This is a genomic window from Pseudoxanthomonas winnipegensis, from assembly GCF_030322905.1.
In the GTDB taxonomy this organism is placed as follows: Bacteria; Pseudomonadota; Gammaproteobacteria; order Xanthomonadales; family Xanthomonadaceae; genus Pseudoxanthomonas_A; species Pseudoxanthomonas_A winnipegensis.
On sequence record NZ_CP095475.1, the window covers coordinates 4,015,655 to 4,038,890 of the forward strand.

At 70.5% G+C, this 23,236-nt stretch carries 21 protein-coding genes; 8 read left to right on the top strand and 13 right to left on the bottom strand.

Annotated features, from left to right (window positions below):
• Positions 1 to 219: 219 nt before the first annotated feature.
• Entirely contained in the window at positions 220 to 705 is a 486-nt protein-coding gene (locus MWN52_RS17685) for a DUF421 domain-containing protein (RefSeq protein ID WP_286575716.1), read from the bottom strand.
• A gap of 189 nt (positions 706 to 894) precedes the next feature.
• Here MWN52_RS17685 and MWN52_RS17690 point away from each other — a divergent pair, with 189 nt between their 5' ends.
• The 4 genes from MWN52_RS17690 to MWN52_RS17705 are packed head-to-tail and all read left to right on the top strand — an operon-like array spanning position 895 to position 5,026.
• On the top strand, positions 895 to 1,593 hold the full coding sequence (locus MWN52_RS17690) for an HAD-IB family phosphatase (protein WP_286577790.1): 699 nt from the start codon (positions 895 to 897) through the stop codon (positions 1,591 to 1,593).
• 35 nt (positions 1,594 to 1,628) lie between these two features.
• A complete protein-coding gene (locus MWN52_RS17695; RefSeq protein ID WP_286575717.1) occupies positions 1,629 to 3,035 on the top strand; it encodes an aspartate aminotransferase family protein in 1,407 nt (468 codons plus the stop codon).
• 51 nt (positions 3,036 to 3,086) lie between these two features.
• Positions 3,087 to 4,151: a GNAT family N-acetyltransferase gene (locus MWN52_RS17700; protein ID WP_130521813.1), complete on the top strand. Its 1,065-nt coding sequence runs from the start codon at positions 3,087 to 3,089 to the stop codon at positions 4,149 to 4,151.
• Positions 4,148 to 5,026 (top strand): arginase family protein, encoded by an 879-nt coding sequence (locus MWN52_RS17705; RefSeq protein WP_286575718.1) that lies wholly within the window; start codon positions 4,148 to 4,150, stop codon positions 5,024 to 5,026. The genes MWN52_RS17700 and MWN52_RS17705 overlap by 4 nt, the downstream gene beginning before the upstream one ends.
• A 19-nt stretch (positions 5,027 to 5,045) precedes the next feature.
• On the opposite strand, the gene MWN52_RS17710 is transcribed toward MWN52_RS17705, so the two are convergent.
• The 7 genes from MWN52_RS17710 to polA form a co-directional block, all read right to left on the bottom strand.
• A complete protein-coding gene (locus MWN52_RS17710) occupies positions 5,046 to 6,248 on the bottom strand; it encodes a DegT/DnrJ/EryC1/StrS family aminotransferase (protein ID WP_286575719.1) in 1,203 nt (400 codons plus the stop codon).
• Positions 6,232 to 6,630: a DMT family transporter gene (locus tag MWN52_RS17715; protein WP_130524720.1), complete on the bottom strand. Its 399-nt coding sequence runs from the start codon at positions 6,628 to 6,630 to the stop codon at positions 6,232 to 6,234. The genes MWN52_RS17710 and MWN52_RS17715 overlap by 17 nt, the downstream gene beginning before the upstream one ends.
• Entirely contained in the window at positions 6,627 to 6,989 is a 363-nt protein-coding gene (locus tag MWN52_RS17720) for an EamA family transporter (protein WP_130524719.1), read from the bottom strand. The genes MWN52_RS17715 and MWN52_RS17720 overlap by 4 nt, the downstream gene beginning before the upstream one ends.
• Entirely contained in the window at positions 6,986 to 7,852 is an 867-nt protein-coding gene (locus tag MWN52_RS17725; RefSeq protein ID WP_286575720.1) for an alpha/beta hydrolase, read from the bottom strand. Before MWN52_RS17725 ends, MWN52_RS17720 begins: the two co-directional genes overlap by 4 nt.
• A gap of 82 nt (positions 7,853 to 7,934) precedes the next feature.
• Positions 7,935 to 9,359: a sensor histidine kinase gene (locus MWN52_RS17730; protein ID WP_286575721.1), complete on the bottom strand. Its 1,425-nt coding sequence runs from the start codon at positions 9,357 to 9,359 to the stop codon at positions 7,935 to 7,937.
• Positions 9,360 to 9,376: 17 nt separating this feature from the next.
• Complete coding sequence (locus MWN52_RS17735) at positions 9,377 to 10,066, bottom strand: response regulator (protein WP_130521806.1); 690 nt, start codon at positions 10,064 to 10,066, stop codon at positions 9,377 to 9,379.
• A gap of 946 nt (positions 10,067 to 11,012) precedes the next feature.
• Positions 11,013 to 13,778 (bottom strand): DNA polymerase I, encoded by a 2,766-nt coding sequence (polA, locus tag MWN52_RS17740; RefSeq protein ID WP_286575722.1) that lies wholly within the window; start codon positions 13,776 to 13,778, stop codon positions 11,013 to 11,015.
• 119 nt (positions 13,779 to 13,897) lie between these two features.
• Here polA and MWN52_RS17745 point away from each other — a divergent pair, with 119 nt between their 5' ends.
• Entirely contained in the window at positions 13,898 to 14,209 is a 312-nt protein-coding gene (locus MWN52_RS17745) for a DUF2782 domain-containing protein (protein WP_130561758.1), read from the top strand.
• A gap of 155 nt (positions 14,210 to 14,364) precedes the next feature.
• Here the strand turns inward: MWN52_RS17745 and MWN52_RS17750 are convergent, their stop codons facing one another.
• On the bottom strand, positions 14,365 to 15,426 hold the full coding sequence (locus tag MWN52_RS17750) for an acyltransferase family protein (protein ID WP_286575723.1): 1,062 nt from the start codon (positions 15,424 to 15,426) through the stop codon (positions 14,365 to 14,367).
• 866 nt (positions 15,427 to 16,292) lie between these two features.
• Between MWN52_RS17750 and MWN52_RS17755 the strand changes: the two genes are divergently transcribed.
• Positions 16,293 to 17,972, top strand: a complete 1,680-nt coding sequence (locus MWN52_RS17755) for a GMC oxidoreductase (RefSeq protein ID WP_286575724.1) — start codon at positions 16,293 to 16,295, stop codon at positions 17,970 to 17,972.
• A 273-nt stretch (positions 17,973 to 18,245) separates the two neighbouring features.
• The gene (locus MWN52_RS17760) at positions 18,246 to 19,139 is read left to right on the top strand and encodes a ketopantoate reductase family protein (protein ID WP_286575725.1); all 894 of its coding nucleotides are present in this window, start codon (positions 18,246 to 18,248) and stop codon (positions 19,137 to 19,139) included.
• Between the two features lie 9 nt (positions 19,140 to 19,148).
• Here the strand turns inward: MWN52_RS17760 and MWN52_RS17765 are convergent, their stop codons facing one another.
• The 4 genes from MWN52_RS17765 to MWN52_RS17780 all read right to left on the bottom strand — a co-directional run bounded on the left by MWN52_RS17765 (position 19,149) and on the right by MWN52_RS17780 (position 21,922).
• Positions 19,149 to 19,385: a hypothetical protein gene (locus MWN52_RS17765; RefSeq protein WP_130521653.1), complete on the bottom strand. Its 237-nt coding sequence runs from the start codon at positions 19,383 to 19,385 to the stop codon at positions 19,149 to 19,151.
• A gap of 207 nt (positions 19,386 to 19,592) precedes the next feature.
• Entirely contained in the window at positions 19,593 to 19,823 is a 231-nt protein-coding gene (locus MWN52_RS17770) for a hypothetical protein (RefSeq protein ID WP_286575726.1), read from the bottom strand.
• A 139-nt stretch (positions 19,824 to 19,962) separates the two neighbouring features.
• Positions 19,963 to 21,069: a DUF1615 domain-containing protein gene (locus MWN52_RS17775; protein ID WP_425608054.1), complete on the bottom strand. Its 1,107-nt coding sequence runs from the start codon at positions 21,067 to 21,069 to the stop codon at positions 19,963 to 19,965.
• A gap of 268 nt (positions 21,070 to 21,337) precedes the next feature.
• Positions 21,338 to 21,922 carry a phosphatase PAP2 family protein gene (locus MWN52_RS17780; RefSeq protein WP_286575728.1) on the bottom strand — a complete coding sequence of 195 codons (585 nt, stop codon included), beginning with the start codon at positions 21,920 to 21,922 and terminating at the stop codon, positions 21,338 to 21,340.
• A 143-nt stretch (positions 21,923 to 22,065) separates the two neighbouring features.
• On the opposite strand from MWN52_RS17780, the gene MWN52_RS17785 reads away from it, so the two are divergent.
• A complete protein-coding gene (locus tag MWN52_RS17785) occupies positions 22,066 to 23,187 on the top strand; it encodes an NAD(P)/FAD-dependent oxidoreductase (protein WP_286575729.1) in 1,122 nt (373 codons plus the stop codon).
• Positions 23,188 to 23,236: the final 49 nt, after the last annotated feature.

A 23,236-nucleotide genomic window follows, 5' to 3' on the forward strand; every position in this document is an offset into this window, starting at 1 on the left:
TTGCGTCAATGGCGGCGATGAGGCTCTACCGCTCGGGCTCCACCGCCACCACTGACCGAAGAAGCCACAAGGGTGGCCTCTCCGTAGAGCGGAGCTTGTGGCAATCCCCTTTTGGGGACTCCGCTGCTCTTCGTTTGGTACGTGGCGAAGGCCCCAGCGGAGCAAGCTCCGCTCTACAAGATTTGCGGGGACAGGTGCGCCATGGGATGCACCAAGCCGCTACCCCGACTTGCCCTCGCGGGTCTCGATGGTGATGTGGCCGTTGGTTTCCAGGATCGCCAGGCGGATGTCGCGCTCGTGCTCGCAGCCGGACTGGCGCATGGCCTTCTTGAAGTCCGACTCGGCCACCAGCTGCTTGCGCAGCACCTCGGCGAAGACCTTGCCGTCGCGGGCCAGCACCGTGGCATGGCCCTCCACCAGGCGGCGAAAGCGCATCGAGCGCGCCGAGCCGAAGGCCACCAGCCAGTTCAACGCGATCAGCGTGGATGCCATGATCAGCGCGCCGGTGAGCGAGTTGTCGCCGCCGTTGATGCCGTTCTGCACGGCATTGCCGATCAGGATCAGCAGGATCAGATCGAACGGGGTGAACTGGCCGATGGCGCGCTTGCCGGAGATGCGCATCAGCACGGTGACCATCACATAGATCACCACCCCGCGCAGCACGAAGTGCCACCACGGCGCGGACAGGTCGAACAGATCGTGCATCGGGGCGGCATCGCAGGTGGCAACGGCGGCGTTATCACACGTGCGCCCCGCATCGGCAAGTGAAGAACCGGCGCCGTCCCAACGCCGGCTGAAGCGCGCGGCGACGGAAAGCCCTCGGAAAGGTCCGCTGCCTAACGTGGCGCTACCTCGAACCACGCACCAAGTCCCATGTCTCTTCGTTCCGTTCCCCTGCGCTGGACCGTGCTGTGCGACTTCGACGGCACCATCGGGCTGCGCGACACCATCGACACCTTGCTGCAGCGCTTCGGCCGTCCCGGCTGGGAGGCGCTGGAGGACGACTGGCTGGCCGGTCGCATCGGCTCGCGCGCCTGCATGCGCGGCCAGGTCGCGCTGCTGGACATGGATGCGGCCCAGTTCGAACAGCATCTGTCGGGCCTGGACATCGACCCGGCCTTCCCCGCCTTCGCCGCGGCGGTGGCCGCGCGCGGCTGGCCGCTGGAGATCGTCAGCGACGGCCTGGACCTGCCGATCCGCCTGCTGCTGGCCCGCGAGGGCGTGGCGCCGCTGCCGCTGTACGCCAACCGCTTCCATCCGGTCGGCGAACGCCGCTGGAACCTGGAATCCCCGCACCAGGCGCCCAGCTGCGGCGCCGGCACCTGCAAGTGCGCGCGCGCCGCGCAGGCGCGCCGCCACACGCCAAGCAGTCAGGTGCTGCTGGTCGGCGACGGCACCTCGGACTTCTGCGTGGCCGGCCGCGCCGACTACGTGTTCGCCAAGCGCAAGCTGATCGCCCATTGCCGCGACCACGCGCTGGCGCACAGCGCCATCGAAGGCTTCGCCGAAGCGCTGGCGCTGCTGCCCGCGCTGGAATCCGGCGCACTGACCCGCCACGCCCCGCTCGTTTCTCCCGCCGCCGCCATCGCGTGACGCGGCTTCCCCTCCTGCTGCAAACGGACACTGCCATGAACCTGCTCCACACCCTCGCCCCGGCGCTCGAGGACGACGCCCAACTGCTGGCCGACGAGGCCCGCTACAGCTCCTTCGGCGACACCGTGCACTACGTCGATCCGCCCAAGGTGTTCCACCGCTGCGAAGGCAGCTACATGTTCGACAGTGGACAGACGCCGTATCTGGATCTGCAGATGTGGTACTCGGCCTGCAACTTCGGCTATTCCAACAAGCGCCTCAACGACGCGCTCAAGCACCAGATCGACACCCTGCCGCAGGTCGCCAGCCAGTACCTGCATCCCACCCGCATCCAGCTGGCCAAGACCATTGCCCAGGACGTGGAAGGCAAGTTCGGCCTGCCCGGCCGCGTGCACTTCAACGTCGGCGGCGCGCAGGCCATCGAGGACTCGCTCAAGCTGGTGCGCAACTACAAGAACGGCAAGAGCCTGATGTTCGCCTTCGAGGGCGGCTACCACGGCCGCACCCTGGGCGCCTCCAGCATCACCTCCAGCTACCGCTATCGCCGCCGCTTCGGCCACTTCGGCGAGCGCGCGATGTTCATCCCCTTCCCCTATCCCTTCCGCCGGCCCAAGGGCATGAGCCCGGAGGAGTATTCGGACCACTGCGTGCGCCAGTTCGCGCGCCTGTTCGAGACCGAATACAACGGCGTGTGGGACCCCAAGGTCGGCCAGGCCGAATACGCGGCCTTCTATGTCGAGCCGATCCAGGGCACCGGCGGCTACGTGATCCCGCCGCCGAACTTCTTCCGCGATCTGAAGAAGGTGCTGGACCAGTACGGCATCCTGATGGTGGTCGACGAGATCCAGATGGGCTTCTGGCGCACCGGCAAGCTGTGGTCGATCGAGCACTTCGGCGTGACCCCGGACGTGCTGGTGTTCGGCAAGGCGCTGACCAACGGCCTGAACCCGCTGTCCGGCCTGTGGGCGCGCGAGGAGCTGATCAACCCGACCATCTTCCCGCCGGGCTCGACCCATTCCACGTTCAACTCCAACCCGCTGGGCACTTCGCTGGGGCTGGAAGTGATCCGCATGGGCTATGAGATGGACTACGAGCGCACCGTGCCGGAGAAGGGCGCGCACTTCCTGGACGGCCTGCGCGAGCTGCAGAAGCGTCACAAGGAGATCGGCGACGTCGATGGCCTGGGCCTGGCGCTGCGCGCGGAGATCTGCGAGGCCGACGGCTTCACGCCCAACAAGGCGCTGCTGGACCGCATGGTGGACATCGGCCTGGGCGGCGAGCTCACGCACAAGGGCAGGCCGATCGGCCTGGTGCTGGACGTGGGCGGTTGGTACAAGAACGTCATCACCCTGGCGCCCTCGCTGAACATCACCCACGAGGAGATCGACCTGGCCATCGCCCTGATCGACCAGGCGCTGACCAAGGCCAAGCAGACCGTCTGATCCCCCACCGGCACCGGCCGCGCCAAGCGGCCGGTGCTTCGCGGAGCCGCCATGTACTCCTGTACCCAGCTCGAGCCCGACGCGCTGCTCGACAGCTTCCTGGCCCATCCGCCGCCTGGTTTCCAGGTCGAACGTCTGTCCAGCGGCCTGCCGCTGTTCCGTGCCCGCCTGGATCTGCTGACCACCGCCGACGATGCGCTGCGCCGGCGCGTGACCGGCCTGCCCGGCTATCGCCACTGGCGCCGCTGGCTGGAGTGGCCGGCCTGCTTCATCGGCTGCACCGCCACCGAATACGCGCCGCTGCCGCTGAGCGGCAGCGTGGAGGCGTTGGCCGACGAGGTGCTGGCGCAGGCGCGGCGCGCGCCGCTGCTGATCGTCAAGGATCTGCCCGACGACTCGCCCCTGCTCGGCCTGCACGGCAATCGCCGCGCCCAGGCCTTCGCCCAGGCGCTGGCCGAGCGCGGCTTCGTGCTGATGCAGGGCATGCAGCTGGCGTGGGTGCCGATCGATTTCGCCGACGAGGACGCCTATCTGGCGCGCCTGTCCTCCGGCCGCCGCCGCGATATCCGCCGCAAGCTGCGCTCGCGCGCCGACCTGCGCATCGAATGCCTGCCCACCGGCGCGCCGTGCTTCGACGAGCCGGACACGCTGGCGACCTATTACGCGCTGTACCTCAACGTCTACGCGCAGAGCCAGATCCACTTCGACCAGCTCGACCGCGCCTTCCTCGACGGCCTGCTGCGCGACGGCGGCAGCGGCGGGCGCGTCTTCGCCTATTACCACGATCAGGCGCTGATCGGCTGGAACCTGTGCTACGAACACGCCGGCATGCTGGTGGACAAGTACATCGGCCTGGCCTATCCGCAGGCGCGCCAGCACAACCTGTACGCGGTGAGCTGGATGCACAACCTCGAACACGCCCGCCGCCAGGGCCTGAGCCACTACGTGGCCGGCTGGACCGATCCGGAGATCAAGCGCTATCTCGGCGCGCGCCTCACTCCCACCCGGCACGCGGTGTATCCGCGCAACGCCCTGCTGCGCGGCCTGCTGCGCCGGCATGCGCACCGCTTCGAACACGAAGCCGGCAGCGTGCCGCAGGCCGAGGTGGCCGGATGAGCGCACCGCTGGTGCTGGACCTGGACGGCGCGGTCGGGCCGCTGCCGGGCGCGCGCGTGCTGCCGCTGCGTGCCTGGCAGGACGCGGTGCGCTTCGGCTGCGGCGTGGCCACGCTGGAACGGCTGGCCCGCGAGCTGCAGCCGGCGCTGGAGAGCGCCCACGGCACGGTGATGCTGGGCAGCGGCGATTTCCATCACCTGACCTGGCCGCTGGTGCGGCAGGCGGCGGCGCGCCACGGCGGCCCGCTGCAGGTGGTGGTGCTGGACAACCATCCGGACAACATGCGCTACCCCTTCGGCGTGCACTGCGGCTCCTGGGTGCGGCGCGTGGCGGCCCTGCCGCAGGTGACGCGCGTGCACATGGTCGGCCTGTGCTCGGCCGACGCCGGTACGCGCCATTGCTGGGAGAACGTGCTCGGCCCGCTGCGCGCCGGACGCGTGCACTACTGGTGCCTGGGCGTGGACACGCGCTGGGCGCGCACGCTGGGCTGCGGCCACGCCGTGCACGGCTTCGCCGACAGCGCCAGCCTGCTGGACGCCTTCGCCGCACGCGCCGACGCCGCACTGCCGGTCTATCTGTCCATCGACAAGGACGTGTTCGGCGAGGACGTGGCCCGCACCAACTGGGACCAGGGCCGCTTCCAGCTGGCCGATGCGCGGCGCCTGATCGACGAACTCTCCGCGCCGATCGTCGCCAGCGACATCACCGGCGAGATCTCGCACCATCGCTACCGTCAGCCCTTCAAGCGCCTGCTCTCCGCGCTGGACGGCCAGCAGCCGCCCGATCCGAACGTCCTGCCCCTTTGGCAGGCCGGCCAGCACGCCCTGAACGCGGCGCTGCTGCCCCTGATCGCCGCCGCTTCGGTCGCGGCCTGACAGCCCGCGTCTCGCCGCTCTACGTCGCGCCTTGGCGCAGGACGTCGAGAATGCGCGCGCGCGTGGCCTCATCCAGCCAGGGGCCGTTGCCGATGGTCAGGCTGCACGCGGCCAGTGCGCGCGCCTGCGGCACCTCGGCCTGCGGCACGCAGTCGCGCAGATAGGCGTAATCGGGCAAGGCGTGGATGAACATGCGGCTCACGCCCAGGCCGGCGGTCCATAGCCGCTCAAGCACCGCGTCGCGGCGCGCGCGGTCGGGCAGGCGCAGCCACAGCACCGGCCAGGTGCCGTGTTCGCCGGGGCGGTCGTCGTAGACCTGCACGCCGGGCACGGCTTGCAGCTTCTGCTTCCAGGCCAGGGCGCGATCGCGCGCGTCGTGCAGGAAGGCCGGGAGCCGCGCGCTGGCATGCACGCCGACCATGCGCCGCCAGGCGCCGACGCGGTGCAGCGGAATCTCCGGCCCGAACACATCGCCCACCGCCGCTTCCGGATCGCCGCGCTCCAGCGCGCGCCGCAGCGGCAGGCCATAGGCCAGGGCCAGCGCGCGCGGCCGATAGGCCAGCGCCAGGCCCAGCAGCTCGGCGCTGCGACGCAGCTCCCAGCCTGCACTCGAGGGCACCTGCGCTGCCTCCTCGGCCAGCAGCGCGCGCAGCACCGGATCGGCGCTGACCAGCACGCCGCCCTCGTACAGCGACAAGCCCTTGCCCGCGGCCAGGCTGAAGAACCCGATGTCGCCCCGCAGGCCGACGCTGCGCCCGTCCACGCGCGCGCCCAGCGCCTGGGCCGCGTCCTCGATCACCCAGGCGCCGCAGGCGCGCGCCGCGCCCACCGCGTCGGCGACCTCGGCCACGCGACCAGCCAGGTGGGTGGGCAGCACCGCCAGCGTGCGCGACCCGCACAGGCCGCGCAGGGCGACCGGATCGAGATCGAAGTGTCCTTCGCGCAGCTCGCCCAGGCGCAGGCGCAGTCCGCAGGTCTGCACCGCGATGGCCACCAGCGGGCAGGTGTAGGCCGGCACCACGACCTCATCGCGCGTCGGCGCCAGACGCCGCAGCGCGCGCAGGGCCAGCACCAGCGCCGCGGTACCCGAGCAGGTCAGCAGCGGCGCGGGCAGGTCGAACAGCTGCGCCAGCCGCGCTTCCAGCCCGGCATCGCCGGGCAGCAGGTCGGTCCAGCGCAGCGGCAGCCCCGCCGTGGGCGGCAGTTCACGTCGCGGCAGCACCGGCGATCTCGGCGGTCTGGGTTTCGGCACGCGCCAGGCAGGCCACGCCGGCCAGGATCAACGCCGCCCCCACCAGGTGCACCAGGGTGATCGGCTCGCCCAGCAGCCAGGCCGAGACCAGCAGCACGCTGACCACTTCCAGATGCGAGGCGGCGAAGGCCGGGCCGATCGGCGCGCGCTCCAGCAGCGTCATCCAGGTGAAGAAGGCGCCGATGTAGCCCAGGATCGCGCCATAGATCCACGGCTGGCCGAACAGCCGCTGCAGCCAGGGCAGGCCCCATTCCAGCGGCAGGGCGTGATCGCCGGCAAGCTTGAAGCTTAGCTGCGCCAGCGTGTCGAACGCCATCAGCAGCGGAAAGCCGAACACGTACAGCCGCTTCATCCTCCCACTCCCACCACCGCCACGCCCAGTCCGATCAGGCCCATGCCGGCCACGCGCAGCGGCGTCAGCCGCTCGCCGAAGAACAGCCGCCCGGCCAGCATCAGCGCCAGGATGTTGACCGAGCCCAGCAGCACGCCGCGCGACAGCGGCACCAGCGACAGGAACGCCGCCCAGGCCAGGAACTCCACGACATAGCAGGCGATGCCCAGCCACAGCCACGGCCGCGCCAGCCGGTGCCGCCAGCGCGCCAGCGTCTCTGCGGCCTCACCGCCATCCACCGCCGCGGCCTTGAAGGCCAGCTGGCCCGCGGTATCCACCACCACGGTCAGCAGCCACAGCAGGGCCACCGCCAGACTCATGCCAGTGCCTCGTACCGGTACGGCGCATCGACGCTCGCCCGCGGCGCCGCTTCCGGCTGCGCCAGGCGCTGGAAGAATTCCACCGTGCGCTCGGTCAGCAGGCGCCGCTGCCGGTCCAGGGTCAGCATGTGATAGCTCTCGTGCATCGGCAGGAACTCGGTCGGCCCGGACACGCCGTCCAGCACCCACTGCGCATTGCGCAGGCTGGCCACATCGTCCTCGGTGGCATGCGCCACCAGGCAGGGCGCGGTGACCTGGGGCAGGTGCCGGCGCACCCGCGCCGCCAGCGCGCGCAGCTCGGCCAGCGAATGCCAGGGGTTGCCCGGCAGCCCGGCCACGCTGCTGTCCGCGCCCTGCATCGCCGCGCTGATCTGTGCGCGCAGGCGCTCGTCGCGCAGGCCGAACGGCGGCTCCTCCATGAACATGCGGTCGCGACCGATGCCGGTGGCCTTGAACAGCGGCAGCAGGAAGGACAGGTGACGCGTCCACGGGATGTTCCAGCCGTCATAGACGAAGGTCGCGCCATACACGCCGACGCCCGACACCAGCTCGGGGCGCTGGGCGGCCAGCTCCAGCGACAGCAGCGCGCCCATCGACAGGCCGGCCACGAAGATCCGGTCCACCTTCGTCGCCATGGTGTCCGCGGCCTGCTCGACGCTGGCGTACCAGTCGCGCCAGCCGGTGGCCATCAGGTCGTCCAGGTCGCCGCAGTGGCCGGCCAACTGCACGCCGTGCACGGTGAAGCCGGCGCGGTGCAGGCCGGTGCCGACCCGGCGCATCTCGGCCGGCGTGCCGGTCAGGCCATGGATCAGCAGCACGCCGTTGCGGCCACCTTCGAAGAAGAATTCGCTTGAACGGATCACGTGCCACCTCACTGAAGAGGCCGGCAGGGTGTCACGCGAGGTTTTCCGCTGGCTTTCGTCCGCGCCGGGGCGGCGGCGGGGTTTACGCCAGGTTGTGCTTGCCCGGGTCGGCCGCCGTCTCCGGCCGCGCCGCTGCGGGGAAGCGCACCTCCACCCGCAGCCCACCCTGCGCGCCGCGCAGGAACGCCACCTCGGCCTGGTGGTGGCTGGCGATGCCCTGGACGATCGCGAGCCCCAGGCCCGTGCCCTCGCCGCCGGTGCCGGGCACGCGGAAGAAGCGCTCGCCCAGCCGCGCGCGCAGCGCGTCGGGCACGCCCGGGCCATCGTCTTCCACGCTCAGGATCACCCGCGCCTGCTCGGCCGAGAGGCCGACGGTGATGCTGCGGCCCTTGCCGGCATAGCGCAGGGCGTTGTCGATCAGGTTGTCGAGCAGCTCCTGCACCCCGCGCGCTTCGCCGACGATCGCAGGCACGGGCGTCTCCGGGGGCTGGTAGCCGAGGTCCAGCCCGGCATCGAGCGCCTCGGGCACGCGGGCGGCCACCGCGCGCGGCACCAGCCGGTCCAGGGCCAGCGGTTCATGCATCTCCTCGCGCGGATGCGGCGCCTGCGCGCGGCTCAGCGCCAGCAGCTGGTTGGAGGCCCGGGCCGCACGCGCGGTCTGCGCCAGGATGTGGGCCAGCGACTGCTGCAGCTGGGCCGGATCCTGCGCCGTCATCGCCCGTTCGGCATGCAGCTGCAGGCCCGCCAGCGGCGTGCGCAGCTGGTGGGCGGCGTCGGTGATGAAGCGTTCCTGCAGGGAGATCGCGCCGCGCACGCGCACGAACAGGGCGTCCAGCGCGCGGGTCAGCGGCAGGATCTCGCGCGGCACGTCGGGCTCGGTCACCGGCGCCAGGGCCTGCTCGCGTTCGGCCAGGCGCCGGGTCAGCGGCGCCAGCAGGCCAAGCCCGCGATCGACGCCGACCCAGACCAGCACCAGCACCACGGCGATCAGGCCGGCCTGCAGCGGCAGGGTCATCAGCAGCACGTCGCGGGCACTGCGGTGGCGCTCGCGCAGGGTCTCGGCGACCGTCACCCCCAGCGTGTCGCCGGCCTCGTACGGCGAGGCCAGGCCGACGGTCGCCATGCGCAGATGGTGCTCGTCGTGGAAGCCCTTGTAGAGCACCGGCTTGGTCCCCGGCACCGGCATCCGCGTGTTGCCCAGGCCGCTGTCGCCGTAGAGCAGGCCGTGGCGCCGGCTGATCACGGCGAAGTAGTTGGGCCCGTTCGGGTCGTAGCGCAGCAGGAACTGCGCCTGCTGGGACAGCGCGTGCGACTGCGGCTCGCGCCGCAGCAGCTCGGCCAGGGTGACCGCGTCGTCGGCCAGGCTGCTGTCGTGCGCGCGGTTGGCGTAATGCAGCGCCACGCGATAGGTCAGCCCGGCATCGAGCCCCAGCAGCACCAGCATGGGCACCGCCAGCCACAGCACCAGCCGCCGGCGCAGGCTGGGGTGCGGGCTAGGGCCGGCCATCGATCCCCCTGCAGGCCCTAGGCGTCATCGCCTGTGTCCTGTTGCTCCTGCAGCAGATAGCCCAGGCCGCGGATGGTGCGCACGCCCACGCCGCTGCCCTGCAGCTTGCGGCGCAGGCGATACATGGCGATGTCCAGACCGTTGTCGCTGATGTCCGCATCCCAGCCGCACAGCACTTCGACCAGCTGGGCGCGGCTGGCAACCCGGCCGGTGCGCGTGGCCAGTGCGCCGAGCAGGCCGAACTCGCGGGCGGTCAGCTCCAGCGGGTCTTCACCGATCCAGGCGCGGTGGCCGGCCAGGTCCAGGCGCAGCTGGCCCAGGCGCAGTTCGGGCGCGCCCTGGCTGACCATGCGCCGCAGCAGCGAACGTACCCGTGCCTCGAACTCCTTCAGGGCGAAGGGTTTGACCAGGTAATCGTCGGCGCCCAGGTCCAGCACCTGCACGCGATCCTCCAGCCCTTCGCGTGCGGTGATCACCAGCACTGCGGTGGTGGCCGCGCGGGCGCGCAGGCGCTGCAGCACCTGCACGCCATCCATGGGCCCCAGCAGGCCCAGGTCCAGCACCAGCAGCTGGTACTCGGTGTCGCGCAGCGCCAGATCGGCGCGCGAACCATCGGCCAGATGATCCACCGCATGCCCCTGCTGGCGCATGGCCGAGACCACGGCCTCGGCGATGGCCGCATCGTCCTCGACGATCAGGACGCGCATGACGGACGGGACAGCGGACGAGAAGGGAACGGCGACATGCGCACCACACCACGAAGCGGCTCAACCGGAAGGCGCGAAGTGTCGCTTAAAACCTGTCGCGCCGGTCAGGTCTTTGGGGTTGCGGGCGGGAAGGCGTTTCGACTCCGTGGGGCAGCGCGTCAGGTCACAGGGCTTTGGCTTGAGCCCCCTCCCTTGCGCGCAGCGCAGGGGAGGGATGGGGAGGAGTCGGGGCTTTGCCGGGCAAGCCGCCGAAGCAAGAGCACCCCACCCCGGCCCTCCCCCCTTCGCCTGCGGCAAAGGGGGGGGCAAAGCGCTTGCTGGATGCCTTCTTGCCGTAAGAAGTCCTGATCCATTCGCCGCAGAGCGTCGGCCCGGGCAGGCGAGCGGCGAGCGGGCCTTAGGATGGTCCGCGGCGGCGAGTCCGCCGTCGAGGGCTGACCGAGCGAGGAGTCGCGCCCGACCGGGTCGAGGCGGGTTGGCGAAGCAGGCTTTTCGGGCAGACGCGCGTGGCGACGGCGGGTTGGTGCGACCGCAAGCCGACGATCGGGCATAAAAAAGCCCCGCGGAGCAGGGGGAGCTCGGCGGGGCCAGGGTACGGGAGCCTGGGGAGGGGCTCTTCGTACCAGAGATCGGCCCCAGGGGATGGGGGGCGATCCGCGACAGACCTTGCATCTGTCGAGGGCTATGAAAGCACTCCCAACATGGATAGATCGTGAAGGATCCAGTTAAAAACCCGTTGAATTTAGGGGATATTCAGATCATAAACTGGTCAGTTCTGAAATTAATTTCTCGTTATCTCGAAAATGTCGATGTAACTGGCTGTTTCGCCAGCATCGCGTAGGCCGCAACGCCGTGTTGGCGGCCTGGATTGCGGGTTTTATTGCGCCGCCTGACACAAAGGCGCTATACGCGCCACGTCCAGTTCGCGACACATCCGCACGGCCAATCAGTGCGCCTCGTCCCAGTTGTCGCCGACCCCACAATCGACTTCCAGCGGCACGGCCAGGGTCGCCGCGCCCGCCATCAGGCTGCGCGCCTGCGCGGCGAGGGTCTCGACGAAGTCGGCCTCGGCCTCGAACACCAGTTCGTCGTGCACCTGCAGGATCATCATGGCACGCTCGCGATGGTCGGCGAGCCACGCGTCCACCCTGACCATCGCGCGCTTGATGATGTCCGCCGCGGTGCCCTGCATCGGCGCGTTGATCGCCGCGCGCTCGGCGCCGGCGCGCTGGCCCTGGCTGCCGGCGTTGATGTAGTCCAGATACAGGCGGCGGCCGAACACGGTCTCGACATAGCCCTGCTCGCGCGCCTGCTGGCGGGTGGCCTCCATGTAGTCGCGCACGCCCGGATAGCGGCTGAAGTACAGGGCGATGTAGTCCTGCGCCTCGCCGCGGCCGATGCCCAGCTGGCGCGCCAGGCCGAAGGCGCTCATGCCGTACATCAGGCCGAAGTTGATCGCCTTGGCGGCGCGGCGCTCGTTGGACGTGACCTGGTCGATGCTGCGGCCGAAGACCTCGGCCGCGGTGGCGCGGTGCACGTCGGCGCCGGATTCGAACGCGCCGACCAGGCCGGGATCGCCGGACAGGTGGGCCATGATCCGCAGCTCGATCTGCGAGTAGTCGCAGGCCACCAGCTTGCGCCCGGGCGGGGCGACGAAGGCGCGGCGGATGCGGCGGCCGTCCTCGGTGCGGATCGGGATGTTCTGCAGGTTCGGATCGGACGAGGACAGGCGCCCGGTCGCCGCGCCGGCCTGGTGGTAGCTGGTGTGCACGCGGCCGGTCTGCGGATGGATCATTTCCGGCAGCTTGTCGGTATAGGTGCTGCGCAGCTTGGCCAGGCCGCGGTATTCCAGGATCACGCGCGGCAGCTCGTGCGCCTCGGCGATGGCCTCCAGGGCCTCCTCGTTGGTCGAGGGCTGGCCCTTGGGCGTCTTGACCACCGCCGGCAGGCCCAGCTCGTCGAACAGCAGCGCCTGCAGCTGCTTGGGCGAATCCAGGTTGAAGCTGCGCCCGGCCAGTTCGGTCGCCTTCTGCTGGGCGGCGAGCATGCGCTTGGACAGGTCGGCGCTCTGGCGGCGCAGCTCGTCGGCATCCACGCGCACGCCGTTGGCCTCGATCCGCGCCAGCACCGGCACCAGCGGGATCTCGATGTGGCGATAGACCGAATCCAGCGCCGGCTCGGCGGCCAGCTTGGGCGACAGCACCTGGTGCAGGCGCAGGGTGATGTCGGCGTCCTCGGCCGCGTAGCGGGTGGCGTCCTCCAGGGACACCTGCGAGAACGGGATCTGCTTGGCACCCTTGCCGCACACGTCCTCGTACTTGACCGTGTCGTAGCCCAGGTAGCGCTTGGCCAGGCTGTCCATGTCGTGGCGGGCGCTGCCGGAGTTGAGCACGAAGCTCTCCAGCAGCGTGTCCTGGGTGTAGCCGGCCACTTCCACGCCGTGACGGCGCATGACATGCAGGTCGTACTTGCCGTGCTGGCCGATCTTCTCCACGTCCGCATCGGTCAGCAGCGGGCGCAGCGCCTCCAGCGCATCCTCGCGCGGCAGCTGCGCCGGCGCACCCGGATAGTTGTGGCCCAGCGGCAGGTAGGCGGCCTTGCCCGCTTCGGCGGCGAAGCTCAGGCCGATCAGGTTGGCCTGCATCGGGTCCAGGCTGTCGGTCTCGGTGTCGAAGGCGAAGCGGCCGGCGGCCTTGAGGGTGTCGATCCAGGCATCGAGCTGTTCGGTGGTCAGCAGCGTCTCGTATTCGCCCGCGGCCGACAGCGCCGGATCGAGATCGGGCACGACAGCCGGCGCGGGCGCGGCACTAAAGCCGGTGCCGCGCGCCCTGCCCGGCTCTTTTTCCGCGACCGGCACCGACACGCTGCCGCCGTCCAGCTCCTTCAGTGCCTGGTTGAAGCCATAGCGCGCGTAGAGCTCGCGCAGTTCGTCCACGTGCTGCTCGCGCAGCGCCAGGTCCTGGGCGGCCACTTCCAGCGGCACGTCGGTGCGGATGGTCACCAGCGCGCGGTTGAGCGGCAGGCGCTCGAGCGCCGCGCGCAGGTTGTCGCCGATCTTGCCCTTGATGCTGCCGGCGTTGGCGATGACGTTGTCCAGCGTGCCGTACTCGGCCAGCCACTTGGCCGCGGTCTTGGGGCCGCACTTCTCCACGCCGGGCACGTTGTCCACCGTGTCGCCCATCAGCGAGAGCAGGTCGACGATCTGGTCGGCGCGCACGCCGAACTTCTCCATTACCGCCGCGTCCGAATCCATCCGGCTGCCGCTCATGGTATTGACCAGTTCCACGCCCGGGCGCACCAGCTGGGCGAAGTCCTTGTCGCCGGTGGAGATGGTCACCTGCAGCCCGTCGCGGCAGCCCTGCACGGCCAGGGTGCCGATCACGTCGTCGGCCTCCACCCCTTCCACACGCAGGATGTCGATGCCCAGCGCGTGGACGATCTTCATCATCGGCTCGACCTGCGCCCGCAGGTCGTCGGGCATCGCCGCGCGGTTGGCCTTGTACTCGGGGTACAGGTCGTCGCGGAAGGTCTTGCCGGGCGCATCGACCACGAAGGCGACGTACTCGGGCCGCTCCTTCAGCGTGGCGCGCAGCATGTTGACCACGCCGAACAGCGCGCCGGTCGGTTCGCCGGCCGCGTTGCTCAGCGGCGGCAGCGCGTGGAAGGCGCGGTAGAGGTAGCTGGAGCCGTCGATCAGTACGAGTCTTGTCATGCGCAGATTCTACGCCGCGCCTCCGCGTCACCGGCCGTCACCCGGCAGCACGCGCGCAGGCGGATAATCGGCGCGGTTCCCACCTGCGAGATGCCGCCATGAAGCGCCTGATGCCCGTCCTGACCTGCCTGCTGCTGAGCGGCGGGATCCTGCTCACCGGCTGCGCTAGCGGCGGCGGCGCGCGCCACGGCGGCCAGGACCTGACCGAGATGGACCTGCCCGACGCCGACGTGGCGGTGCGCACCGAGGACAACGGCGATGTCATCCAGGAATATCGCGTCGCCGGCGCCCTGCGCATGGTCAAGATCACCCCGAGCCGTGGCCCGGCCTATTACCTCTACGACGACAACGGCGACGGCAGGCTGGACCGCTCCAGCGACCCCAACCGCGGCGACATCTCGCCGGTGTACTGGAAGCTCTACGGCTGGTGAGGCGGCGGCGTGGCGCGTCCAGGTGTGTCAGACGACTTAGCGCCATTGCCCCCACCATCGTCGTTCCCGCGAAAGCGGGAACCCAAGGACGTCAAGCTTTCGCTTGAAAGGCACTGGATTCCCGCATGCGCGGGAACGACGGACTGTCGGCCGTCCTAGCGCGTCTCCGTAGCCTCTTCGGCGACGGCCGCCCTGCGACGTGCGACGCGCTCCATCCACGCCCTGCGTAACCCGCGCGTGATCGGACGTTCCAGCCAGCGATAGCTGGCCAGCCCGACCAGCGCACTCACCCACAGCACGGTGAGCAGATAGCCCGCCAGCTGCAGCGGCCCATGCAGCGGAATACGCGCCCACAGCGCCTGCACCAGCAGCAGCGCCACCACGGTATGGGTGAGGTAGATCGAGTAGCTGGCATCGCCCAGCCGCTCCAGCAGCGGGTGGCGCGGCGCGCGCGTGCCCAGCCCGATCGCACCGGCCACGACCGCGACACCGCACACGATCCGGCCCGCCAGTGCGAGCTCCTCCTCCGACAGCGCCGGCAACAGCAGCAGCCCCGCCAGGCCGGCCGGCAGCAGCCAGCCCGGCAGACGATCGGCACGGCCGCGGCGGTAGAGCACGCCCAGCCAGAGTCCGCACAGGAATTCGAGCAGCAGCGGGCTGGTGTAGGTGCGTGCCAGCGGGCCTTGGGGCTCGCCCAGCGCACCTGCCGCGACCAGCGCCAGAATCAGCACGGTCGGCACCGCCACCACGCGCCTGAGCACGATGCCGACGCAGAACAGCGCGTAGAAGAACATCTCGTAGTTGAGCGTCCAGCCCACGGCCAGCAGCGGATACAGCTCGCCATGCTTGTCCGGGCTCGGGTGCGGGATGAAGAACAGCGACTGCAGCAGGTGCCACAGTTCACTGGCGTCCAGGCGCGCCTGGTGGCGCAGCAGCTCGATCGCCAGCAGCGCCAGGGTCGCGATCCAGTACAGCGGCACCACCCGAATCACCCGCTTGCCGATGAACTCGCGCCAGCGTTCGTCGCGTGCGGCCACGTACATGATCAGGCCGCTGATCACAAAGAAGATGTCCACCCCGGAGGCGAACGCCTCGTAGTGCGCCAGCGGGTTCCACAGCCAGGGAATCGGGTTGCGCGCGTGGTGCAGGACGACCATCAGCGCGGCCACGGCCCGCAGCGACTGGATGGCGGCCAGGCGGTCCTTGTCCGATCCCATGCGGCTTCATTCGGGCGGCGCCCGCGTGGGGCAGGAGCACCGGATCCTGACACGATGGTCATGAAGCAAGGCCGTGTGCGATCGCGGATCGTGACAGGGGCCGCAGTTGAGCTGGCTCAGGGTGATCCGGGAATCGGCCCGTTGGCGAGAGGCGAAAGCAACAGCAACGGCAACGGCAACAGCCAACCCCTCCCCCTCAGTCGCTAGCTCGCGACTTCGAGCTCCCCTTCGCCTTCGGCGAAAGGGAGGGGGCGGATCTTGAGGGCTCATGCGCTCGGCGTGATCGTGGTTTGGCTCGAGGCGACGTGTCCCATGCCGCTGGCCGGATGCCGCCGGAGCGCCCCTCCTCTTTGCGCGCAGCGCAAGGGGGAGGCTGGGAGGGGGGTCGCTTTTGCTATTGCAGTGCTCGCCGTTGGCGAGGGGCGAAAGCAACGGCAACAGCAACAGCAACAGCCAACCCCTCCCCAGCCCTCCCCTTCGCCTTCGGCGAAAGGGAGGGGGCGGATTTTGCGGGCTCATGCGCTGGGCGTGATCGCGGTTCGGCTCGAGGCGACGTGTCCTGTGCCGCTAGCTGGATGCCGCCGGAGGGCCCCTCCCCTTTGCGCGCAGCGCAAGGGGGAGGTTGGGAGGGGGTTCGCTTTTGCTTCTGAGCTTCTGCGGTATTGGCGAGGGGCAAGTGCGAAAGCAACGGCAACAGCAAAATCAAAAGCGACCCCTCCCCGGCCCTCCCCTTCGCCTTCGGCGAAAGGGAGGGGGCAAGACCGTGGCCAGCTGACTGTCCTGTCAGGCGCCTCGCCCGCGTTGTCTGGGGGGAAGGACGCCTCCGGCGCCCGGATTCGACCGTCTGATCGACAGGATGTGCGTTCATGTTCGTTGATGCCAAGGCGCTGCCCCGCGGCGCAACCGTTCGCTCCCACGTCTGCATCGTCGGTGCCGGCCCCGCCGGCATCGCCGTGGCCACCGCGCTGCGCCACTGCGGCCTCAAGGTCACCCTGCTGGAAAGCGGCGGCCTGGACGAAGATCACGCCGCCCGCGGCCAGCCGGCCAGCACCTCGGTGTTCGACGGCCACCAGGGCATCTGGACCACGCGCCGGTTTGGCGGCAACGCCAACCGCTGGCTGGTCGACGCGGGCACAGGCGCCAACCACCTGCGTCTGACCACGCTCAGCGCGGTCGATTTCGAGGCGCGGCCGTGGCTGCCCGACAGCGCCTGGCCGCTGTCCATCGCCGAGCTGGCGCCGTTCTATGCGCGCGCCCAGCAATGGTTCGAGCTGCCGCCGTGGCACTACGGCCCGGGCTACTGGGAGGGCGCCGATGCGCCGCGCCTGCCGCTGCAAGGCAGCGGCCTGCGCACCAGCATGTTCCACTTCGCCGACAAGGAAGTCGTGCTAAGCGGCCAGCGCGAGCTGATCGGCGCCTCGCGCGACATCACCTGTTACTACAACGCCACCGCCGCGCGCCTGCAGCTGGATGCGTCGAGCGGGCGCGTGCGCGCGGTGCACGCCCTGGCGCAGCCCGGTCATGCGCTGGTGTTCGAGGCCGACACCATCGTGCTGGCGCAGGGCGGCCTGGCCACGCCGCAGCTGCTGCTGGCCTCCGACGATGTGCTCGCCGACGGCATCGGCAACCAGCACGGGCTGGTCGGGCGTTACTTCATGGACCATCCGCTGGTCTTCGGCGGCACCTTCACCCCGAGCTCGCGCAAGCTGATCGACCGCATGGCGCTGTACGACCTGCGCCGCGTCGATGGCACCTCGGCCATGGGCCATCTGCAGCTGACCGATGCCACCCTGCGCGGCGAGCCCAGCGTCAACCTCAGCACGATCCTGTTCCCCCGGCGCAGCATGTCGCGCCGGCGCGAGATCGGCTTCCGCGCCTCGCAGCGCGTGCGCGAGGCGCTGCGCCGCAAGCAGCTGCCGCGCAAGCGCGACCTGGTGGCCGCGGCGCTGGGCGTCGACGGCGTGCTGCAGCAGTACAACGACCGCCTGCGCCGCCCGATCTCGCACCTGGGCGTGGGCGGCTGGTCGCGCCAGGGCGAGCCCAGCCACCGCCTGGACCACTTCGAGGTGCTGCACCAGGTCGAGCAGCCGCCGCGCTACGACAACCGCGTGCGCCTGGGCCAGGAGCGCGACGATCTGGGCAACCGCCTGATCGAGATCCAGTGGCGCTGGCACGATCAGGACATCGCCCTGGTCCACCGCAGCCAGGACATCGTGGCGCGCGAACTGGCGCGCAGCGGCCTGGGCACCTTCCACATCCGCCGGCCGATGGAGATCAAGACCACCTCCACCACGCATTTCCTGGGCACCACGCGCATGCACGACGACCCGCGCAGCGGCGTGGTCGATCGCGAGGGCCGCGTGCACGGCGTGGAGAATCTGTACGTCACCGGTTCGTCGGTGTTCCCCAGTGGCGGCTACGCCAACCCGACCCTGACCATCGTCGCGCTGTCGCTGCGCCTGGCCGAACGGATCCGCAACGAGGCCGGCGCTGCCGCGCCGCTGATCGATCTTCCCAGCGGGACGCGGCGCGCGCCGATCGGCTAGCGTGCATGGCGGGCTCTGGGCTGCGTGCAGGCCCGCCATGAAACGGTCGATCCCGCGTTGCGCGTCTCGCCGACGCGGCTTGGCATGATCGGCTCACAGCCTCCTATCGTCGTTCCCGCGAACGCGGGAACCCAGCGCCTTTCGCGCGATCCTGAAAGCCAACGACACCGCGCTCGCCCCTCTGCAGGAACGACAGGTTCCGATCACCGCCCTTACCTCACCCCGCGACACGCTCTAAAGTCCGTGGCTTTCCCATGAACCAAGGAGGCCGCGATGCGTATCGCGGTGATGGGAGCCGGCGCAGTCGGCTGCTACTACGGCGCCATGCTGGCGCGCGCCGGCCACGCGGTGACCCTGATCGGCCGGGCGCCGCTGGTCGAAGCGGTGCAGGCCCACGGCCTGCGGCTGGAGTCGGCCGCGTTCGATGGCGTGGTCGCGCTGCAGGCCAGCACCGACGCCGCCGCCGCGGCCGAGACCGAGCTGGTGCTGTGCTGCGTGAAGTCCGGCGACACCGAGACGGCCGGCGCCGCGCTCGCGCCCTGGCTCGCGCCGCAGGCCCAGGTGCTCAGCCTGCAGAACGGCGTGGACAATGCCGCACGCCTGGCGCAGGCGCTGCAGCGCCCCGTCATCCCCACCGTGGTCTACGTCGGCACCGAGATGGCCGGCCCGGCGCATGTGCGCCACCACGGCCGCGGCGAGCTGGTGATCGGCGCAGGGGCGACCAGCGCCGCGCTGGCCGCGATGCTGACTGAGGCCGGCATCCCGAGCGAAGTCTCGGACCACGTGGCCGAGGCGCTCTGGGCCAAGCTGGTGATCAACTGCTGCTACAACGCGCTGTCGGCCATTTCCCAGCAGCCCTACGGCCTGCTGGTACAGGTGCCGGGGATCAAGGACACCATGCGCGCGGTCTTCGACGAATGCACGGCGGTGGCCGCGGCCGCGTCCATCACGCTGCCCGACGACCTGTGGGACGCCACTTACGGCCTGGCACGCAACATGGCCGGCCAGCGCTCCTCCACCGCGCAGGACCTGGCGCGCGGCCGGCCTAGCGAGATCGACCATCTCAACGGCGCCGTCGTGCGGCTGGGCCGGGAACATGGCATCGCCACCCCGGTCAACCACACGCTGTGGAGTCTGGTGAAGCTGCTCGAGGCCGCGCCGCGCTAGCGGCGTCGGTCAGGGTGCGCGGCGATACACCGCCGCGTTGATGCACGAGAGCACGCTGATGATGAACCAGCCGAAGGGCAGCAGCGACAGCGTGATCAGCCAGGTGATGACGAAGGCCACGCAGCCGGTCAGGAACCACAGCACCGCCGAGATCAGCCGCCCCTGGAACAGCTGGCCCAGTCCCGGGATGAAGAAACTGCAGATGGCGGCGATGACGTTGCCTGCCGAACCCTGTCCTGCGCTCATGGGGATGTCCTGGAGTCCGATGCGGATCGATTAACCGCGATGCTCACCGTGCACGGCCGCCGCGCCCAGTGACGAAGGTCATGCGCCTGGAGCACGGGATCGGGGCGGCCCAAGCAACCCGTCGTTCCCGCGAACGCGGGAACCCAGCGCCTTCGACTTCTGCACGAATCCGCGCAGCGCGTCGCTTCTGCGGGTTGCGAACGGCGCCTAGTTCGCCACCGCGATCCGCATCCCATGCGGCGCCAGCATCGCATTCACGCGTGCGGTCAGGTCCAGCTCCGGCGGTGCGCATGCCTCGATCTCGTCCAGCCGGAGCATGAACGCATTCCAGAAATCGCCCGGCGCCGGGTGCGCGGCCACCAGCGCAGGCAGGGCCTGTTCCAGCGCCTGGAGCATGGCTTCGAGCTGCGGCGACGTGTCGGGCGGAAGCGCGGTCATGGCGAGCTTGCGCAGGCGCGTGGTGCGACTGCGCGGCGATGGCAAAGGGGGGCCAACGCATCTTAAGGCGCTCGGTAACGCGGCCAAGCGCATCCAACGCCAGCCTGTCCGCTTTCGCTGACCGAAACGCGCCCGGCGCTCAGCGGCGCATGCACCGCTGCCAGCGCGCGTTGACCCGGTCGGCGAACCAGGCGGTGGTCAGCTGGCGAGTGATCTTGGGGCTCTCCAGCCGGATGCCCGGCAGCACCGCGCGCGGCAGCGGCCGACCGGCCGCCGCGTCGCCCAGGGCGAACACGCGTGCATACAGCGCACTGTCCTCGAACGCCAGCGTGTCACCCTGCTGCAGCGCGCGGCGGATCTGGCCCTCGTCCATGTCCAGGCGTGCGCCCAGTGCGCGCACCGCGCGCTCGGTGGCGCCCGGATCGTCCATGCCCGCGCCGGGCCGCAGCAGGTCGCCGTCCAGGGCCAGCTTGATGCCCGAGGCGCGGCTGACCGCGGCCTGGAAGGCGGCGTTGCGGCTGGCATACCAGCCGGCGTTGAAATCGGCGAAGCGGTACAGCAGCGCGTCGTAATGCGCCGGATAGCCCAGCAGATGGGCGGTGCCGAAATACAGCCCACCGCGCCGGGTGAACACCTCGTGGCGCACGCCGGCCTGCAGCGGATACGGATAGCCGCGCGTGCGCGTCTGGGCGAAGGCGATGCTCACCTGCATCGGCCCGCCGGTGCGGACCGGGTTGAGCCCGCCGAACAGCTTGCCGCCCAGCGGCACCATGCCGACGAAGTCCTCGTAGAGCTCACTGAGCTGGCGCTCGGTGCGCACCGCGGCCAGGCGCTGGGCGTAGCTGCGCCCATCGGGCGAGGTGATGCGCAGCGCCGCATCGACCAGCAGGCCCGGCACATGCAGCGCCGCCGCGCGGCGGTCGATCTCGCCGCGAGCGATCGCCGGCAGGCCGGGCACCGGCGGATCGGCCTGATAGGTGGACTCCTGCTCGGTCACCGCCAGCACCGCGCAGACGTGTTCGGGGCTGGGGTCGATGCCCTGCGCGGTCAGCGCCACGTAGACGTCGTCGGCCCAGCCTTGCGCGTTGGACAGCGTGGCCGGCAGCTTGCGCACGATGTCGGCGCGCACCGCATCGGGGTTGCGCTGCGGCGCCTTGGGCTGGGTCGCGCAGCCGGCCAGCAGCAGGCAGAGCAGCCCTGAGGCGATGTGGAGCGTGTCGAGGCGGCGCGGCGGCATGGCGCGCATGCTGCCATGCACGTGCCCATGCGCGCGTCACGGGCATCGAGATGAGGGCGAAGCACTTGCAGGGCGTGCATGCGCAACGTCGCTCCTGCGCGCACACCTTGCCCCCGGCGGCTCCGCATCTCGAAACACCCGCTCACCCACTACCGTCGTTCCCGCGAAGGCGGGAACCCAGCGGCTTTCGCACACCGCCTCGATGCCATCGGGTTCCCAACCTGGCGGGAGCGACGCCATCCGTCGCCCGCTCCCGCCTCGAAGCCCCCGACAGCGCCTACCCCCGAATCCGCCAGGCGATATGCGACAGCACGCGCTCGGCCGGCACGTTGGGCACCAGCCACACCGCGAAACCGGCGACCATCGCCGTGCCCACGACCCACGGCGCCGCATGCGGCGGCAAGGCCAACTGGGCGCGCCAGCGCCCCAGCATCCAGCCCGAGGCGGCCAGGCCCAGCCCCAGGCCGACCACGATCTCCGCCGGCGTGTGGCGGAAGCTGAGCACCCGCGCCACCGCCACGGCCACCGCCAGCGCCACGCCGATCAGGGTGGACAGCAGGCGCGTCGTCGGCGCGGCATGCGCGGCCAGCAGATAGCCCAGCACCGGATACAGCATCGCCGCCAGCGCGCTGTGGCCGCTGATGGTGAAGAAGCCGACGCTGCGCCAGTCCACGCCGAAGGCCTTGTAGGCCAGCTTGGACACCACGATCGCGCCGCCCAGCGCCACCAGCGTGGCAGCCCATGCCACGGCCAGGCGCGGATTGCGCCCCCACCACAGCCCGCCCAGGACCAGCATGACCGGGACCAGCAACCGGCTGTCGCCCATCCAGTTCAAGGCAGTGCCGAGCGGCGATGGCGTCATGCGGGAAGTCCGGCGGAGAGGCGACACCCCACACTACGGCAACCGCACCGAACCCAGGCCGCGTCCCGACTGGGCCGTAATTGCCGTGTGGTGGGAGGTGCACGCCCTGCGCGCACGGCATCGAATCAATCTGGAGTGGCGGTATGGAACGCGTGGACAGCGTGGTGATCGGCGCCGGCGTGGTCGGCCTGGCGGTGGCGCGGGCGCTGGCGCTGGCCGGGCGCGAGGTGCTGGTGCTGGAGGCCGAGTCGGCGATCGGCACGGGCACCAGTGCGCGCAACAGCGAGGTCATCCATGCCGGCCTGTACTACCCGCACGGTTCGCTCAAGGCGCGGCTATGCGTGCAGGGCCGCCAGCAGCTGTACGCTTTCTGCCAGCGCACCGGCGTGGCGCATCGCCGCTGCGGCAAGCTGATCGTCGCGGTGGACGACGCCCAGCGCGAAGGGCTGGCGCAGATCCGCCAGGATGCGCTGGCCAATGGCGTGAGCGACCTGCGCGAGCTCGATGCGGACCAGGTGCGCGCGCTGGAGCCGGACCTGCACGCCGTGGCCGCGCTGCTCTCGCCCAGCACCGGCATCATCGACAGCCACGGCCTAATGCTGGCCCTGCAGGGCGAGGCCGAGGCGCAGGGCGCGCTGCTGGCCCTGCGCGCGCCGGTGAACGCCATCGCCTGCGAAGACCAGGGCTTTGCGATCGAGGTCGGCGGCGACAGCCCGATGCGGCTGCACGCCGACCTGCTGGTGAACAGCGCCGGCCACGGTGCGCCGGTGCTGGCCGCCGCCATGCGCGGGCTGGCCCCGGCGCATGTGCCGCAGGCGTGGTTCGCCAAGGGCAGTTACTTCAGCCTGGCCGGGCGCACGCCGTTCACGCATCTGGTCTATCCGCTGCCCGAGCCCGGTGGCCTGGGCACGCACCTGACCCTGGACCTGGCCGGGCGCGCGCGCTTCGGCCCGGACGTGGAATGGGTCGACACGCTCGACTACACGCTGGACCCGCGCCGCGGCGAGCGCTTCTACGCCGCGATCCGCCGCTACTGGCCCGGCCTGGCCGACGGCGCGCTGCAGCCGGCCTATACCGGCATCCGGCCCAAGATCAGCGGCCCGGGCCAGGCCAATGCGGACTTCCGCATCGACGGACCCGCGCACCACGGCATCGCCGGGCTGGTGAACCTGTTCGGCATCGAATCGCCGGGCCTGACCTCCGCGCTGGCCATCGCCAACCACGTCTGCGCGCTGCTGGAACTGACCGAGCCGGTCGCCGCCTGAGCGCCCGGCCCCTTCACGCGCCGATGCGGGACACTGCGCTCCCTCTCCG

Bases quoted from the DNA above. Each gene is read 5' to 3' on its own strand.
- MWN52_RS17715 (WP_130524720.1), bottom strand. From the start codon at position 6,630: ATGAAGCGGCTGTACGTGTTCGGCTTTCCGCTGCTGATGGCGTTCGAC.
- MWN52_RS17695 (WP_286575717.1), top strand. From the start codon at position 1,629: ATGAACCTGCTCCACACCCTCGCCCCGGCGCTCGAGGACGACGCCCAA.
- MWN52_RS17770 (WP_286575726.1), bottom strand. From the start codon at position 19,823: ATGACCGCGCTTCCGCCCGACACGTCGCCGCAGCTCGAAGCCATGCTC.
- MWN52_RS17750 (WP_286575723.1), bottom strand. From the start codon at position 15,426: ATGGGATCGGACAAGGACCGCCTGGCCGCCATCCAGTCGCTGCGGGCC.
- MWN52_RS17780 (WP_286575728.1), bottom strand. From the start codon at position 21,922: ATGACGCCATCGCCGCTCGGCACTGCCTTGAACTGGATGGGCGACAGC.
- polA (WP_286575722.1), bottom strand. From the start codon at position 13,778: ATGACAAGACTCGTACTGATCGACGGCTCCAGCTACCTCTACCGCGCC.
- MWN52_RS17755 (WP_286575724.1), top strand. From the start codon at position 16,293: ATGTTCGTTGATGCCAAGGCGCTGCCCCGCGGCGCAACCGTTCGCTCC.
- MWN52_RS17760 (WP_286575725.1), top strand. From the start codon at position 18,246: ATGCGTATCGCGGTGATGGGAGCCGGCGCAGTCGGCTGCTACTACGGC.
- MWN52_RS17720 (WP_130524719.1), bottom strand. From the start codon at position 6,989: ATGAGTCTGGCGGTGGCCCTGCTGTGGCTGCTGACCGTGGTGGTGGAT.
- MWN52_RS17705 (WP_286575718.1), top strand. From the start codon at position 4,148: ATGAGCGCACCGCTGGTGCTGGACCTGGACGGCGCGGTCGGGCCGCTG.
- MWN52_RS17775 (WP_425608054.1), bottom strand. From the start codon at position 21,069: ATGCGCGCCATGCCGCCGCGCCGCCTCGACACGCTCCACATCGCCTCA.
- MWN52_RS17735 (WP_130521806.1), bottom strand. From the start codon at position 10,066: ATGCGCGTCCTGATCGTCGAGGACGATGCGGCCATCGCCGAGGCCGTG.
- MWN52_RS17765 (WP_130521653.1), bottom strand. From the start codon at position 19,385: ATGAGCGCAGGACAGGGTTCGGCAGGCAACGTCATCGCCGCCATCTGC.
- MWN52_RS17700 (WP_130521813.1), top strand. From the start codon at position 3,087: ATGTACTCCTGTACCCAGCTCGAGCCCGACGCGCTGCTCGACAGCTTC.
- MWN52_RS17785 (WP_286575729.1), top strand. From the start codon at position 22,066: ATGGAACGCGTGGACAGCGTGGTGATCGGCGCCGGCGTGGTCGGCCTG.
- MWN52_RS17685 (WP_286575716.1), bottom strand. From the start codon at position 705: ATGCACGATCTGTTCGACCTGTCCGCGCCGTGGTGGCACTTCGTGCTG.
- MWN52_RS17730 (WP_286575721.1), bottom strand. From the start codon at position 9,359: ATGGCCGGCCCTAGCCCGCACCCCAGCCTGCGCCGGCGGCTGGTGCTG.